The sequence below is a fragment of the Dermatophilaceae bacterium Sec6.4 genome (assembly GCA_039636865.1).
Classification (GTDB): domain Bacteria; phylum Actinomycetota; class Actinomycetes; order Actinomycetales; family Dermatophilaceae; genus Allobranchiibius.
Genome location: CP144172.1, coordinates 1,700,650 through 1,715,602, shown reverse-complemented (window position 1 = coordinate 1,715,602; position 14,953 = coordinate 1,700,650). Strand labels below are relative to the sequence as shown.

General features: G+C 65.7%; 13 protein-coding genes. All 13 read right to left on the bottom strand.

What is annotated here, in order from left to right; genetic code table 11:
- Positions 1 to 188: 188 nt before the first annotated feature.
- Positions 189 to 1,205, bottom strand: a complete 1,017-nt coding sequence (locus V3G39_08320) for a DivIVA domain-containing protein (GenBank protein XAS78024.1) — start codon at positions 1,203 to 1,205, stop codon at positions 189 to 191.
- A gap of 95 nt (positions 1,206 to 1,300) precedes the next feature.
- On the bottom strand, positions 1,301 to 1,588 hold the full coding sequence (locus tag V3G39_08315) for a YggT family protein (protein XAS78023.1): 288 nt from the start codon (positions 1,586 to 1,588) through the stop codon (positions 1,301 to 1,303).
- Positions 1,589 to 1,682: 94 nt separating this feature from the next.
- Positions 1,683 to 2,186 carry a cell division protein SepF gene (gene sepF, locus V3G39_08310; protein ID XAS78022.1) on the bottom strand — a complete coding sequence of 168 codons (504 nt, stop codon included), beginning with the start codon at positions 2,184 to 2,186 and terminating at the stop codon, positions 1,683 to 1,685.
- A 69-nt stretch (positions 2,187 to 2,255) separates the two neighbouring features.
- Complete coding sequence (locus V3G39_08305) at positions 2,256 to 2,966, bottom strand: YggS family pyridoxal phosphate-dependent enzyme (protein XAS78021.1); 711 nt, start codon at positions 2,964 to 2,966, stop codon at positions 2,256 to 2,258.
- Entirely contained in the window at positions 2,959 to 3,747 is a 789-nt protein-coding gene (locus tag V3G39_08300; protein ID XAS78020.1) for a polyphenol oxidase family protein, read from the bottom strand. Before V3G39_08300 ends, V3G39_08305 begins: the two co-directional genes overlap by 8 nt.
- Before the next feature lie 76 nt (positions 3,748 to 3,823).
- The gene (ftsZ, locus tag V3G39_08295) at positions 3,824 to 5,125 is read right to left on the bottom strand and encodes a cell division protein FtsZ (GenBank protein ID XAS78019.1); all 1,302 of its coding nucleotides are present in this window, start codon (positions 5,123 to 5,125) and stop codon (positions 3,824 to 3,826) included.
- 186 nt (positions 5,126 to 5,311) lie between these two features.
- Complete coding sequence (gene murC / locus V3G39_08290) at positions 5,312 to 6,733, bottom strand: UDP-N-acetylmuramate--L-alanine ligase (GenBank protein ID XAS78018.1); 1,422 nt, start codon at positions 6,731 to 6,733, stop codon at positions 5,312 to 5,314.
- Between the two features lie 3 nt (positions 6,734 to 6,736).
- Positions 6,737 to 7,846, bottom strand: a complete 1,110-nt coding sequence (gene murG, locus V3G39_08285) for an undecaprenyldiphospho-muramoylpentapeptide beta-N-acetylglucosaminyltransferase (GenBank protein ID XAS78017.1) — start codon at positions 7,844 to 7,846, stop codon at positions 6,737 to 6,739.
- Between the two features lie 26 nt (positions 7,847 to 7,872).
- Positions 7,873 to 9,114 carry a putative lipid II flippase FtsW gene (gene ftsW, locus V3G39_08280; protein ID XAS78016.1) on the bottom strand — a complete coding sequence of 414 codons (1,242 nt, stop codon included), beginning with the start codon at positions 9,112 to 9,114 and terminating at the stop codon, positions 7,873 to 7,875.
- Positions 9,111 to 10,595, bottom strand: a complete 1,485-nt coding sequence (gene murD, locus V3G39_08275; GenBank protein ID XAS78015.1) for a UDP-N-acetylmuramoyl-L-alanine--D-glutamate ligase — start codon at positions 10,593 to 10,595, stop codon at positions 9,111 to 9,113. Before murD ends, ftsW begins: the two co-directional genes overlap by 4 nt.
- Positions 10,595 to 11,671: a phospho-N-acetylmuramoyl-pentapeptide-transferase gene (mraY, locus tag V3G39_08270; GenBank protein XAS78014.1), complete on the bottom strand. Its 1,077-nt coding sequence runs from the start codon at positions 11,669 to 11,671 to the stop codon at positions 10,595 to 10,597. Before mraY ends, murD begins: the two co-directional genes overlap by 1 nt.
- Positions 11,668 to 13,101, bottom strand: a complete 1,434-nt coding sequence (murF, locus tag V3G39_08265) for a UDP-N-acetylmuramoyl-tripeptide--D-alanyl-D-alanine ligase (protein XAS78013.1) — start codon at positions 13,099 to 13,101, stop codon at positions 11,668 to 11,670. Before murF ends, mraY begins: the two co-directional genes overlap by 4 nt.
- Positions 13,101 to 14,891, bottom strand: a complete 1,791-nt coding sequence (locus V3G39_08260) for a penicillin-binding protein 2 (GenBank protein ID XAS78012.1) — start codon at positions 14,889 to 14,891, stop codon at positions 13,101 to 13,103. The genes murF and V3G39_08260 overlap by 1 nt, the downstream gene beginning before the upstream one ends.
- Between the last annotated feature and the right edge of the window lie 62 nt (positions 14,892 to 14,953).

The window sequence follows — 14,953 nt, the reverse complement described above, 5'->3', positions numbered from 1 at the left end:
ACTGATGCCCGCTCGATATGTCTGCCGCAGACTAGGCGATAAGACCCCTTCCGCGCTGCACCGACCCTTGCGCCACGCCGTAACGGGGAGTCGACTCACCGACCTGGGCGTCCCGTGTTCCTGCTGTTGGACGCAGCACAATGGCCCTGCACCGTCGGTGCAGGGCCATTGATGGCGGTCGTACGGAGCTACTTCGCGGAACCGTCGGGCTTGTCCGCAGCCGCATCGCCCGGCTTGGCGTCGACCAGATTGTCCGGAGCGACGTCGCTGTCCTGGTTCAGATACTGCAGCTGACCGTCGATAAAGACCGTCAGCTTGGAGCGATACTCGTTCTCGAACGTCTGCAGTCGCTGGATTCCCGAGCTGATCTCTTCACGTTGCGTCGTCAACTCACCCAGGATGCGCTTCTTACGATCCTCGGCCTCCTTGACCAAGCCCGTTGACCGCTCGTTGGCCTCGCGGATGAGTTCTTCGTGCTTCGACTTCCCAGACGTCAGAAGTTCATCGCGCTTGGCAGTCGCCTCGGCAATCACCGTGGAGTGCTTTTCGCGCGCCTCCTTGATCAGCCGATCTCGAGTCGTCTCACCCTCCTTGACGTGCTCGTCGTGCAGCCGCTGAGCCAACGCGATGACACCCGCGGCGCTGTTGGTTCCGACAGCCGCCGACGAAATCCCCTGAGCTTTGCCGACCCCGGCGCCGGACTCCTTCAAGCCCGCCTCCGCTGCATCGATCTGCTTCTGGAGCTCCGCCAGACGTTCCTTCGCCTGCACAACTTCGCGCTGCACCTTCTCGCGTTCATCCTTGGCCACTTGCAACTCGCGACGAGCACCGGCCAGATCCTCACGCGCCTTGACCAGCGCAGCGCCGTTGGCAGAGCTGTCAGATGCTGCGGTGTCCTTCGACAGGGCCACCGCAGGAACCGCCTGCGTCTTGTCGGCGCCGTCGCCCTTTGCCGACTTCACATCCGGGATCCCCGAAGCCGCGCTCGCGGGTGTCGACCCGATGTCCTTACCGGCTACCCCGCTGGAGCGGCGACTGTCCTCCAGCTTGCCTGTCAGATCTTCGTTCTCAGTGTTCAGACGACGTAGCTCCGCGACAATTTCGTCGAGGAAATCGTCCACCTGGATTTCGTCGTAGCCGCTACGGCCAAACCCCTTGGGTTTGGTGAACTCTTTTTTTACTACGTCCTCAGGCGTCAACGCCATGTGTTCACCTCGGTGCACCTAGATGGGGCGGCATGCAGGCATGCACGCGTAGCTTTCACCATAGCCCGCCGACCATGAACGGATAAATTCCTACGTCAGTGGACCGATCTGATGACGTTGAGCAACAGATACACGCCCAGAAGCAGCACCAGGAACGCCAGATCCAGTTGAATCGACCCGATGCGCACCGGCTTGAGCACCTTGCGCACGGCCTTCAGGGGTGGATCGGTAGCGGTGTACGTGGTCTCGGCAATCACCAGTACGGGGCCTCGTGGCTGCCACTGGCGCGCGAACACCTGGATCCATTCCAACGCCAGCCGTGCCAGCAGGAGGACGAGAAAGAGGTAGAGGAAGATCGACACGACGCCCAGCACGTTTGTCATGGCTCCAGTATCACTCACCAGAACCGTTTCGGTGCGGTAGGCCCCAACTTGGAGCGCCGCACCGAAGACCCCCGAGGATGCGAGGGTCGAGGGCTCAGCTCTGGTTGAACAGTCCGCGGGGGGTGCGGGCAGCCTCCTGGCCGCTGGTGGCAACCTCGACTCCGGACGGCGACAACAGGAAGACCTTTGCGGTGATCCGCTCAATGGTGCCGTGCAGGCCGAAGACCAGACCGGCAGCAAAGTCGACGAGACGCTTGGCGTCGTTGTCGTCCATATCTGTGAGGTTCATGATGACCGGGACCCGGCCGCGGAAGTTCTCGCCGATTTCCTTGGCCTCGTTGTAGGTACGGGGGTGGATCGTGGTGATGCGGCTGATCGGTCCGCCGGCCGCGGCCGGGGTCGCTGCCGTTCCCTTGTGTAGTTGCGTCACTGGAGCCGCCTCACGCTCTTGCTCGAAGGGCGCGGATTCGTCGTATCCGCTTTCGACGTACTCGTGGGGCTCGTCGCCGGAGTAGTTGTCGTCGTACTCGTCGTCATACCGACGATCGGTCTCGGAGAGACCGAGATACTCCGTCATCGCGCGCAGCTTTCCAGCCATTCGTCGTACTCCTTGCGTTATCAGGCCGGATCCGGCCGGGCATCGTGCTCAGGTGGGGTCGCGAAAACGCTACCGCTGCGGGGGCCGCGAACCCAGGATTGCGCTGCCGACACGCAGGTGTGTTGCTCCATGGGCGATTGCCTGTTCGAGGTCGCCGCTCATTCCCGCCGATATCGAGGTCGCGTCGGGATGTTCCAACTGCAACTGGGCACCACCCTGCTGGAGGTGGGTGAACGCCTCGTCTGCATCACTTCCCAACGGGGCGACTGCCATCAGTCCGCGTAGTCGTAGTGCGGGCAAGACCGCGATCTCGGCGGCGAGCCGGGGGACATCGGCCAGCTGCAGGCCTCCCCGACCGGCATCAGTACCTGCCAGGTCGACCTGGATGAACACGTCGACCACCCTGCCGGCCCGCTCGGCGCCCCGGTCGAGCGCCTCGGCGATCTTGGACCTGTCCACTGACTGCACACAGTCGGCGTACCCGGCCACGTGACCCGCCTTGTTCGACTGCAGCTGGCCCACGAAGTGGACAGTGAGGGCTCGCCGTTCCTGGGCGTCGAGGTCGGCGACCTTTGCCGCCGCCTCCTGATCACGGTTCTCACCGATGTGACGCACGCCCAGTCCGATCAGCCGGCGCACATCCTCCAGCGGATGAAATTTCGTCACCACGATCAGCGTGATGTCAGCCTCTGCGCGTCCCGCCGCGAGACACGCAATCCTGATGCGTTCACGGACGCCCTCCAGATTTTTCGCGAGTTCTTCCTCGCGTGCCTCAGACATTGCCGTGGTCCGGCGCCCTGATGGCGACCACCCCGGCGCACCGGCCGGCGGCGGGGTCACGACGGTGGGAGAACAACCGCTCGGATTCGCGCGTACACCCGCCTATCCAGGTCACTTCGACGTCCCGGTGACGTAGTTGGGCCACAACGGCAGCCGCGACATCGATCGCCGGGGTACCGGTCCAACTGACTGACCGCGCTACCGGGTCGCGCTGTGCAGCATCCTCACGCATCTGCCACGGAACCTCGTAGCACCTGGGACACACAGAGGGGCCGACAAAGGCCTGCTGCCGCTTCGAGCCCATCTCGACCACCCGGTCGAGCATTGCGTCGACAACCCCCAGAGTCATCCCGGGCCGCCCGGCATGAGCAGTGGCCACAATGCCGGCTTCGACGTCCACCACAATGACCGGTGTGCAGTCGGCGACGAGCACTCCGAGTGCCAACCCGGGTACGTCGGTCACCTGCGCGTCACAGCGCGGGACCTCCCCGGCGGTCGTCGGCGTTGCGGCCCGCACGGTGCGCACCTGTGCTCCGTGCACCTGTTGGCTGAACACCAGGTTCTGCGGCGCAACTCCGATCGATGCTGCGACGCCGGCCCTGTTGCGCCCCACCACCTCCGGGTCATCGCCGACCCCGAGACCCAGATTCAAGGAATCCAGTGCGCCACTGCTCTGCCCGCCGACCCGGTCGGTGAAACCGACGTCGATGACCAGACCGCTCCCACCAGTCCGGCCACGGGAGTCAGGTGCGCCATGCACTTCGTCACGCCACCAGAACATCGCGGCACTCCCGCCTGAGAACCGACATCACGGCCACCGACAACAGAGTCAGCGGCGGCATGTCACTTGAGGAACTTCACTTGAGGAAATCGGGTACGTCGAGATCTTCCGGGGGTTCCACCGGCACCTGACGCGGAGGGCGGGCTGCAGAGCCCTGCGATGCGCCCTGCTGGCCCTGCTGGCCCTGCTGCGAAGGCCCACCGTCACCGACCCGTTGGCCCGCCGGTGCTCCCTGAGCTGACGGGTTCCCGGAATCCTGACGTGCGGGGTTCTGCTGTGCCGCGTTGCCCGGTGCCTGGCCCGGGTGACCACCCTGGTGGCCCGCAGATTGTCCGACGGGGGATGCACCCGCACTGGGCGAGTTCTGCTGCCGAGCCGTGGGACCACCCTGGATCTGTCCGATCCCGCGATCGTCGGCCCGCCGCTGCGGCGTCGCGCTATCGAAACCGGCCGCGATGACGGTGACCCGTACCTCGTCGCCGAGGGCGTCGTCGATGACCGCACCGAAGATGATGTTGGCTTCGGGGTGGGCAGCCTCCTGGACGAGCTTGGCGGCCTCGTTGATCTCGAACAGCCCGAGGTCACTGCCACCCTGAATGGACAGCAGCACTCCCTGGGCGCCGTCGATGCTCGCCTCCAGCAACGGAGATGAGATGGCGTATTCGGCAGCCTGCACCGCGCGGTCCTCGCCGCGGGCCGAACCGATCCCCATCAACGCCGAGCCGGCGCCCTGCATGACGGACTTCACGTCGGCAAAGTCCAGGTTGATCAAGCCGGGGGTCGTGATCAGGTCGGTGATGCCCTGCACACCGGACAGCAGGACCTGGTCGGCCGTGTGGAAAGCCTCCAGCATCGAGACGTTGCGGTCGCTGATCGACAGGAGCCGGTCGTTCGGAATCACAATGAGCGTGTCGACCTCTTCGCGCAGGGCGTTGATCCCCAGGTCGGCCTGACCGGCACGGCGCCGACCTTCGAAGGTGAACGGTCGGGTGACGACACCGATCGTCAGCGCGCCGAGACCCTTGGCGATCTTGGCCACGACGGGCGCGCCTCCGGTCCCTGTGCCGCCGCCCTCGCCTGCGGTGACGAAGACCATGTCTGCGCCCTTCAGGACTTCTTCGATGTCATCGGAATGGTCCTCGGCCGCCTTCTTGCCGACTGCCGGGTCGGCGCCTGCGCCGAGACCCCTGGTCAACTCGCGCCCGACCTCCAGTTTGACGTCGGCGTCACACATCAACAACGCCTGGGCGTCTGTGTTGATGGCGATGAACTCAACGCCCTTGAGGCCGCCTTCGATCATCCGGTTGATTGCATTGACACCGCCACCACCGATGCCGACGACCTTGATGACAGCCAGGTAGTTCTGAGGAGTGGGCACGAAGTGGGCCTTTCGGGGATTGCCGGGGTGGAGAGCTCGACACGCGATATGACTGTGACCTCAGGTCGGCAACAGGAGGAGCCCCCGACACCGACCCGCAGACAGCAGGCGTATCCACGCAACCGCGATCGTACGCGACTGCCGCCCGGAGATACACCCACTTAACCCTCCACTTGAGGGTGAGGCTTACCCCAGTCCATTCAGGATGAGTGGGCCGAGCTTGGTGACATCGCCGGCACCGACGGTCAGGACCAGGTCGCCGTCGCGCGCAGCCAGGACGACCGCCTCGACCGCGGCTGCCGCAGTGGGCACGAACTGCGCGCCGGGCACCGGTCGGGACAACAGTTCACCGCTCACCCCTGGCAGCGGATCCTCCCGCGCCGCAAACACATCCATGACGAACACCAGATCGGCCAACCGAAGGGCCGCGGAAAACTGCGCAGCAAACGCCACCGTGCGTGAATACAGATGCGGCTGGAAGAGCACGATCAATCTGCCCTGGCCACGCAACGCGAGACCGGTGCGGATGACAGCCGCCAACTTGTCGGGATTGTGGGCATAGTCATCGACGACCCGCACTCCGGCAGCAGTCCCCCGGTATTCGAACCGGCGCGCTGTCCCGCGGAAACGACTCAGCCCGTGCACGACGTGCTCCGGTGCCAGACCGAGGCCCTCGCTCAGGGCGAGCGCGACCCCGGCCGCATTGAGCAGGTTGTGCTCGCCGGCCACCTCCAGCGTCAGCTCCGACTGCTGGCCGCAGGGGAACCTCAGCGGGGCCGCCCACGACGTCTCACCGCGCCGGGTGTCACCGAGCACGAGGTCGCTGTCGCGGGACCGCCCGTAGGTGAGGACCCTGGTCGCCCCACTGTGGCGCTGCGCGAGTCGAGCACTGCCGTCGTCGTCCGCACACGCCACCAGCAAGCCATCGGGGCCGATGGATGAGACGAAGTCGTCGTAGGCAGCGTGCAGCCGGGCGCTGTCGCCGTAGAAATCGAGGTGGTCATCGCGCACGTTGGTCACGATCGCGATGTCAGGCCGGTAGACGACGAACGAACCATCGCTCTCGTCGGCTTCGATGACGAACGAGGAGCCAGTACCGATCGCGGAGTTGCTCCCGATGCCGGCGATGTCGGCCCCGATGGCGAACGAGGGTCGGGCACCTGCGTCGCGCAGCGCAACAACCGCCATTGCACTGGTCGTGGTCTTGCCGTTGGCACCGGCGACGGCAAGGACCTCAGCACTGCGACTCAGCACCGCGAGCGCCTGTGAGCGGTGCAGCACAACCATGCCGCGGTCCCGTGCCGCGATCAGCTCCGGATTACTCTCTGCGATCGCGCTCGACACGACGATCACGGTGGCTGCGTCGAGATTTGCGACGTTGGCCGCCTGCTGTCCCACCATGATGTGGGCACCGGCGTCGCGCAGCCTCGCAAGTGCCGGACCCTCTGCCCGGTCGGAGCCGCTGACCCGGACGCCGCTCGCCAGGAACAAGGCAGCAACACCGGACATCCCGGACCCGCCGACCGCGATGAGGTGCACCGCGCGAATGTCCTGCAGCCGCGGCAGAACGAGGGTGAAGTCGAAACGCTCGTTGATGCCGTTGCCCACCGCTCAGGCCCCGACCGCTGCGCGCTCGATCATCGTCACCAGAGCGGCGGCCGCGCCGCTGTGGCCGGTACTACGCGCTGCCTGCGCCATGTCGTCCAGTGCGGCCGGGTTGAGAGCCAACGGGATCAAATGGGCATCGACCCACTCCGGCGTGAAGTATTCATCCGGTACGAGCTGCGCCCCGCCCGCCGCAACCATCTCAGCGGCGTTGAGGCGTTGCTCCCCGTTACCGATCGGAAGTGGCACGAAAACCGCCGGTAGGCCGACAGTGGCCAGCTCGCACACCATGCCGGCACCGGACCTGGTCACCACCAGATCGGCGGCCGTGTAGGCCAGATCCATCCGATCCACGTACGGCACCGAGATGTAGGGAGCACCGCCGGGCTGCTGGGCGGGGAGGTCGATCTCCTTGCCCCGACCGGTCACGTGCAGTACCTGGACACCGGCCGCGCTGAGCTCGCGGCTGCGCCTGGCAAAGGTGTCGTTCAGTCGCGCCGCGCCCAACGACCCACCGGTCACCAGAATGGTGGTCAGTCCGGGCAACAGCCCGAAGAACTGGCGGGCCTCATCGCGTCCCACTGTGCGGTCCAGCCCCGAGATCTGCGAGCGCAGCGGCATCCCGATCGCCTGTGCATGCGCCAGCTCGCTGGAGCTGAAGGTCGTGGCCACGTACCGCGTCAGCCGGGCGCCGGCACGGTTTGCCAGACCTGGCCGGGCGTTCTGTTCGTGCACAACGATCGGGACCCCACGTCGCTTGGCCGCAAAGAATGCGGGCGGACTCACGAATCCGCCGAAACCGACCACGACCTGCGCATCGACTTCATCGAGCACGGCCGCGGCAAGGGCAACTGCGCCCCGTAACGCTGCGGGGAAACGAACCGCCGCGCCGTTCGGACGCCGCGGAAATGCCACCTTCGGAATTACCCGCAGATCCAGGCCTGCCGCGGGGACGAGTCGCTCCTCGATCCCGCCCTGGCTACCGAGCACCGTGATCCGCAGATCCGGGTGCCGGGCGCGTAGTTCCTCGGCCGTGGCCAGCAGGGGCGATACATGCCCAGCAGTCCCACCACCGGCGAGAAGCACGCTGTCGAGCATGCGTTCGGACTGATCCATCGGGCTCTCCTGACGAGCGTGGGCGCTCAGTGGGTGCGCGAACCGGCCAGCACCGCAGATGCTTTGCGGGCGAGGCTGGGCCGGGTCGCCAGAGCTGCCTTGCAGTCCGGCTGGGCGCGCGCGAAAGACACCAACATACCGAGTGCGAACAACGTCGTCACCAACGCTGAACCACCGGAGGAGACCAGTGGCAGCGGGACGCCGATGATCGGCAGCAGACCGGTCACCGAACCGATGTTGACCATGGCCTGGAAAACGATCCACACCATGATTCCCGCCGTGGCGACGCGTACGAACATGTCCTGACTGGACACGATCAGGCGGTAACAGGCGTAGGCCAGGACGACGTACAGGCCCACGATCGTCAGGGTGCCGGGGATACCCAGCTCCTCGCCGATGATCGCGAAGATGAAGTCGTTGTGCGCCTCGGGCAGCCAGAACCACTTCTCCCTGCTTGCACCCAGCCCCACGCCCCACCAACCGCCGTCGGCCATGGCGTACATCCCGTGAACCTTCTGCCAGCAACCGGGGGTGTGTGCGTTGACACAGGTACCCAGCCACGCGTCGATGCGGCCGGTGCGGTTCTGGCTGGTCAGGGCGAATCCGAGAACTGCGGTGGCTGCCGCGACGCCGGCTATGGCGAACAGTCGCAACCGCACCCCCGCGACGAAGAACATCGTGCCCGCGATGGTGGCCAGCACGACCGTGGTGCCCAGGTCGTGACCCGCGAGCACGGCACCGATCAGCAGCATCAGGAGCGGAGCCAACGGCATCAGCAGCAGGCGGGTGTTCGCCAGTACTTTGCGCCGGGCTGCCAGGACGGTCGCCACCAGCAGAACCACGGCGATCTTGCCCACCTCGGAGGGCTGCAGGGTGAACCCGGCGGCACCGATCCAGTTGGTATTGCCATTGACCGTCAGACCCAGCGGGGTGAAGACCAGCAGTTGCAGGAACGCGGCTATGAGGAAGAACGGATAAGCGAGGAACTTCCAGGTCTGTACCGAGACCCGACTCGCGGCGAATGCCACGATCAGGCCCAGACCCGCGTACATCGCCTGGTTCTTGAAGATGGTGTAGGAGGAGTGGGTGGGCGATGCGTAGGAGGTCACGCTGGACGCGGACAGCACCATGGTGAGCCCGAAAACAAGCAGTAACCCACCCGATCCGAGGATCAGGTAGTAGGGCCCGACCGGTGAATTGACCCGCTCCTTGACCTGTTGCAGGTAACCGCGCGCAGGTGCCAGCCCGGCGATGTTGCCTGCGGTCACGACTGCTCCCCGCCCAGCGCGCGTGCTGCTCGTGCGAACAGTTCGCCGCGCTGCGGATACCCGGTGAACATGTCCTTGGAGGCGGCCGCCGGAGCCAGCAGGACAACGTCCCCAGGGCGGGCAAGTGACGCAGCGTGCCGCACAGCAAGATCCATGGCGTCAGTGTGGACGCTGTCGATCTGCACCACGGGGACATCCGGTGCGTGTCGCGCCAGCGCTGTCGCAATCATGGCGCGGTCGACTCCGAGCAGGACGGCACCGCGCAGCCGATGCGCTGCGCCACGGACCAGGTCTTCGACGTCGGCCCCTTTCAGCTGCCCGCCTGCGATCCAGACAACGTCCTCGACAGCGCTGAGCGCCGCGGCCGCGGCGCCAGGATTCGTCGCCTTCGAGTCGTCGACCCAGGTCACTCCCCCAGTGGTGGCAACCACCTGACCCCGATGCGGCTCGGGCGTGTACGCCAGGAGCGCGTCGCGCACGCACGCCGGTGGAACCTCGAAACTGAGCGCCAGCGCAGCCGCTGCGAGAGCATCGGCGATGTAGTGCCCCGACGGCGTCGACCCGAGACTGCGGGTCAGATCCTGCACAGTGCAGATCTGCGCGGCGTACCGACGATCCGGTACGAAGGCGCGATCGGCGAGTACTCCGTCCACCAGACCGAGCATCGATGGTCCCGGCACTCCCAGGGTGAATCCGATCGCGCGGGCACCTTCGACGACGTCGGCTTCCTCCAGCAGGACCCGGGTGATGTCGTCGTCGTTGTTGTAGATACAGGCGTGCTGCGTGCGTTCGTAGACGGAGGCCTTCGCTGCGCGGTAGGCCGCGTAGGACCCGTGCCAGTCCAGATGATCCGGGGCGATGTTCAGCAGACAGCTGGAATACGGCGACACGCTGCTGGACCAGTGCAGCTGGAAGCTGGACAGCTCCACCGCGATGACATCGAAGGGCTGCGGATGCAGGACGGCCTCGATCAGGGCAGTACCGACGTTGCCGGCTGCAATGGCCCTCTTGCCGGCAGCCCGCAGCATCTGCTCCAGCATCGTGACGGTGGTCGTTTTGCCATTCGTTCCCGTGATCGTCAACCAGGGGGCGGCGCCTTCGGACGGGCGCATCCGCCACGCCAACTCGACCTCGCCCCATACCGGGATATCCGCCAAAGCTGCCGCCGTGACGAACGGGTGTCGCGGGTTGATGCCGGGCGAGACGATGACCAGTTCGGTGCGCTCCGGCGGTCGTTGCTGATGCTCCGCCCCGAACCGCACCTGGGCCCCGAGGATCTCCAGCACGGTGGCCTGCTCCTGCTCACCCTCGGTGGGCGGTCCGGACAGGACGGTGACGCCGGCTCCCCGCTGCAGCAGCGCGTCCGCAGCCGCGAAGCCGCTCACCCCGAGGCCGAGGACCACGACCCGCAGATCGGCCCATTCGGCGCCACCGTGATCGAGGTGGGCAAGTTGGAGGGACCGGTCGAGCCGGTCGGCCATCAGGTGACGACCCACTCGGCGTAGAACAGGCCGAGTCCGGTAGCGAGGAACAGGCCGGCGATGATCCAGAACCTGATCACCACGGTCACCTGGTCCCAGCCGAGCATCTCAAAATGGTGATGCAGTGGCGCCATCCGGAAAATCCGCTTGCGACGGAGTTTGAACGAGCCGACCTGCAGGATCACCGACATCGTCTCGAGCACGAAGAGACCGGCGAGGATCACCACCAGCAGCTCGGTGCGGGTAACGATCGCCAGACCGGCCACCGCACCCCCCAGGGCCAGCGATCCGGTGTCACCCATGAAGATCTTCGCCGGTGTCGCGTTCCACCACAGGAATCCGAAACACGCCGCCATCGCGCACGCGGCAACCACCGCGAGATCCAGCGGATCGCGGACCTGGTAACACTTGTTGCTGGGGGTGAATTCGCAGTTCTGGTTGTACTGCCACACGCTGATCAGCACATAGCCGCCGAAGATCATCGCGCTGACCCCGGTCGCCAACCCGTCCAGACCATCGGTCAGATTTGCGCCGTTGGAGGTACCGGCGACGATCACGTTGGCCCACACCACGAACAACACGATCCCGAGTGCCGTGCCGCCGAAGGCCAGGTTGACCCAGGTGTCACGGACGAAGGAGATCCGGAAGCTGCCCGGGGTACGACCACCCTTGTCCGCGAACTGGGTCGCGAGGACCGCGAAGATCGTTGATATGAGGACCTGCAGCACCAGCTTCTGAACCGACCGCAGGCCGAGCGAACGCTGATGGGAAATCTTGATCCAGTCGTCCGCGAATCCGACCAGCCCCAGACCGACCATCAGGAACAGCACCAGGCACCCCGACACCGTCGGCGAGGTCCAGAGCACCAGATGCGCGATGAAATAGCCGCTTACAGTGCCCGCGATGATGACCGCCCCACCCATCGTGGGGGTGCCGCGCTTGGTGTGGTGGCTGGTCGGTCCGTCGTCGCGGATGAACTGCCCGTAGCCCCGACGGACCAGGAACTTGATGAAGAGTCGGGTGCCGAACAAGCCCACCGCCAGCGCGATCATCGCGCCGATCAGGACGACCTTCACGTAGCACCCTCCACCTTGAAGTGTTCGACTATCCGGTCGCCAAGGTAACGCAACCCCGAGTCCCGACTCGACTTGAACAGTACGACGTCACCGTCTCGTAACTGTTGAGTCAGCAACTCAAATGCCTCATCCACATCGCCGACCCGCAAGGTCGACACCCCCGATTTTTCGGCTCCGTCGGCTATCGGCGCGGCTTCGGTGCCGACGGCGATCACCAGATCGACTCCCTCGACGCCCGCGCGCATACCTACCCCGCGATGCGCCGCGTCACCGGCACTGCCCAGTTCACGCATCGCGCCGAGAACTGCCACCGTGCGGCGGCTCCGGTCGGGCCCGCCCATCTGGGCCAGTGCGACCAGGGCTGCCGCCATCGACTCCGGGTTGGCGTTGTAGGCGTCGTTGATCGACGTGATCCCACCGGCCAGTAGGCGCACCTCCATCCGCCACCGTGCGATTGCGCGAGCCTGGCCGAGGGACCGGATCGCATCGGGCAGCCCGACCCCCGATTCGACGGCAGCAGCCAGTACAGCGAGCGCGTTACCCACCTGATGCACGCCGTGTACGGGTAGCGAGACCGTGCTGCTGGTCGAAGCGGTCACCACCGTGAAGGTGGCCCGACCGACGTCATCGAGCTCGATGTCGACGGCCCGGTAGTCCGCGCCCTCGCCGCACCCGACGGTGACGACACGCGCTCGCGTGCGTTGCGCCATCGCGGAGACCAGCGCGTCATCGTGGTTGAGCACCGCGACGCCGTCGGCCGGCAGTGCCTGCACGAGAGCGGCCTTGGTGTCTGCAATGGCCTCCACCGATCCGAAGGCACCGACATGTGCATGACCGACGTTCAGCACAATGCCGATTCGGGGAGGGGTGATCCGCGTGAGGTAGGCAATATGGCCAACGCCCGAAGCGCCCATCTCGACCACGAGATGCCTGGTGCTCAGGTCCACCCGACACGCAGTCAGTGGAACACCCACCTCGGAGTTGAAGGATCCTTCCGGAGCGACTGTGGGGCCGTCAGCAGCCAGAACCTGACCCAGCATGTCCTTGGTCGAGGTCTTGCCGGAACTGCCGGTGATGCCGATGATGTTCAGGCCCGGGACCTCGCCCACAACATGGTGGGCCAGCGTCGCGAAGGCCTCCTGCACGTCCGGCACCACGATGGTGGGTAGCTCATCGACCGCCCGGGTGCCCAACATCGCGACAGCACCCATATCTCGGGCAGCCCCCGCGTACAGGTGACCGTCGGCATGCTCACCGACCCTGGCCACGTAGAGACTGCCCGGCTGCGCGGCACGCGAGTCGGTGACCACCGGACCGTCGATCAGCACGTCCTGCGCCCGTCGGCCCTCCTCCGCGGTGCCGGAGTTCGAGGCGAACTCGATGGTGCCGTCGACGATCTGTGCAATGCGACTGAGGCGGAGCGGAATCATCAGGGCTGCTGTTTGGTGGCGACGGCAGTGAACTGCAACGGATACAGCGCGGCCGGCCCTCTGCTCGGCGGGACGCCGTGCGAACGAAGGACGAAACCTGCCACCTGGGAGAACACCGGGGCCGCCGCGTCACCGCCGTAGATGGTCGCCTTCGGTCGCTGCAGCGATACGGCGATGATGTACTGCGGATTTTCCGCTGGCGCCATCCCGATGAACGAGGCGGTGTAGCCGCTGTACCGACCCAACTTCGCGTCGTACGCGTCGGCGGTACCGGTCTTACCCGAAACGTTGTACCCGGGCACATTCGCCAGGTTTGCAGTGCCCTTCTTGGTGACCACCCCGTTGAGCATGGTGCGCATTTCGCCGGCAACCTTGGCGGAAACCACCTGTACAGGTTTCCGGGTGTCCTTCGGCGCGGTCCACCCACCGGAAGAGTTGGAAACACCCGCGATGAGCTTCGGCGGCAACCGCACCCCGTCGTTCGCGATGGTCTGGTAGACCGACGCCTGTTGCAGGAGGGTGGTCGAAAGTCCCTGACCGAACATCACGGTGTACTTCTGCGATGCGCTCCACTGGGCCGGCGGCGACACCAACCCTGCGGACTCTCCAGGAAATCCGATGCCACTGGTGGTGCCGAGACCGAACTTTCGCATGTAGTCGTACAAGGTGCTCGATGGGATCCGGGAGCCGGCGAGGATGGTGCCCATGTTGGAGGACTTGGCCAATACACCGGCCAATGTGAGGTTTTCGGTCCCGTGGTCCTCGGAGTCCTTGAACTTGGTACCGCCGCGGTACAACACCGGGGGGACCACGATGGGTGACAGCGGGGTGACCACTCCGGCCGACAGGGCCGCAGCCATCGTGATGACCTTGCTGGTCGACCCGGGTTCGTAGGCGACGGCGAACGGTCGGGACTGCAGATTGCCCGGGGTCTTGCCCGGCTGCAACGGGTTGAAGGTCGGATAGGACGCTGCGGCCAGAATGTTGCCGTTGCGATCCATCACCACCAGGTCGCCCGCCTCCGCCCGCATCTTCTTGACCTGTTGCGCAAGAGCAGTGCTGGCGAAGTACTGGATATCGGAATCAAGGGTGAGCTTGACATTCTGACCGTTCACGGCCGGAGTGTCGGCGCTGCTTCCGGTCGCGATGACGGTGCCGTCCGGAGCCTCTTCGTAGGTGCGGCTACCCGGTGTGCCGTTGAGCACGGACTGCTTCATCAGCTCCACCCCCCCGGCTCCGGCAGACAGGTCACCACCGGTCCAGCCGACAATGGACGAGGCGCTCGCTCCCTGGGGGTACTGGCGCTCGTCGGTGGCCGCGCTGTAGATACCGCTCAGGTTCAGCGCAGCGACCTTCGTCCACTGCGCCGGGGTGATGTTCTTGATCAGGTAGACGAACTTGGCCTTGCGTTCGGTCCCCTTCTGCAGGGTCGCGTAGTACTGGCGCGGGTCGCCGCCGAGCACCGAGGCCAGGGCGACTGCTACGCCGGAGTTACCCAGGACCGTCGTCTTCTTGTTGACGACCCGCTTGTACTGCGCGGTTTGCGTCGCGTCGGCGGTGACGTCGTAACGCCGGACGCTGACCGCCAGAGCAGTGCCTTTGCTGTCGACGATCTGACCGCGGGACGCAGGCACCGTCAGAGAACGCAGCCGGCTGTCCTTGGCCTTCAGCGAGACGGCTGCTGCGTCGACACCCTGCACGCGGACGATCTGAGCAGCGAAGAGACTGAAGATGAACAGCATCGCGATCAGCAAAATGCGGGCACGTCGTCCCGGGTGTCCGAGCGACATCGCAGCGGCCCCCTGTGGCGCGGATGGCCCGCCGGAACCCTGAGCTGAAGGATTCCCCTCCG

What these genes read in the sequence shown, in the direction of transcription:
- V3G39_08320 (XAS78024.1), bottom strand. Translation starts at nt 1,205, where the DNA reads ATGGCGTTGACGCCTGAGGACGTAGTAAAAAAAGAGTTCACCAAACCC.
- murF (XAS78013.1), bottom strand. Translation starts at nt 13,101, where the DNA reads ATGATTCCGCTCCGCCTCAGTCGCATTGCACAGATCGTCGACGGCACC.
- V3G39_08300 (XAS78020.1), bottom strand. Translation starts at nt 3,747, where the DNA reads ATGTTCTGGTGGCGTGACGAAGTGCATGGCGCACCTGACTCCCGTGGC.
- V3G39_08315 (XAS78023.1), bottom strand. Translation starts at nt 1,588, where the DNA reads ATGACAAACGTGCTGGGCGTCGTGTCGATCTTCCTCTACCTCTTTCTC.
- murD (XAS78015.1), bottom strand. Translation starts at nt 10,595, where the DNA reads ATGGCCGACCGGCTCGACCGGTCCCTCCAACTTGCCCACCTCGATCAC.
- V3G39_08260 (XAS78012.1), bottom strand. Translation starts at nt 14,891, where the DNA reads ATGTCGCTCGGACACCCGGGACGACGTGCCCGCATTTTGCTGATCGCG.
- sepF (XAS78022.1), bottom strand. Translation starts at nt 2,186, where the DNA reads ATGGCTGGAAAGCTGCGCGCGATGACGGAGTATCTCGGTCTCTCCGAG.
- V3G39_08305 (XAS78021.1), bottom strand. Translation starts at nt 2,966, where the DNA reads ATGTCTGAGGCACGCGAGGAAGAACTCGCGAAAAATCTGGAGGGCGTC.
- murG (XAS78017.1), bottom strand. Translation starts at nt 7,846, where the DNA reads ATGGATCAGTCCGAACGCATGCTCGACAGCGTGCTTCTCGCCGGTGGT.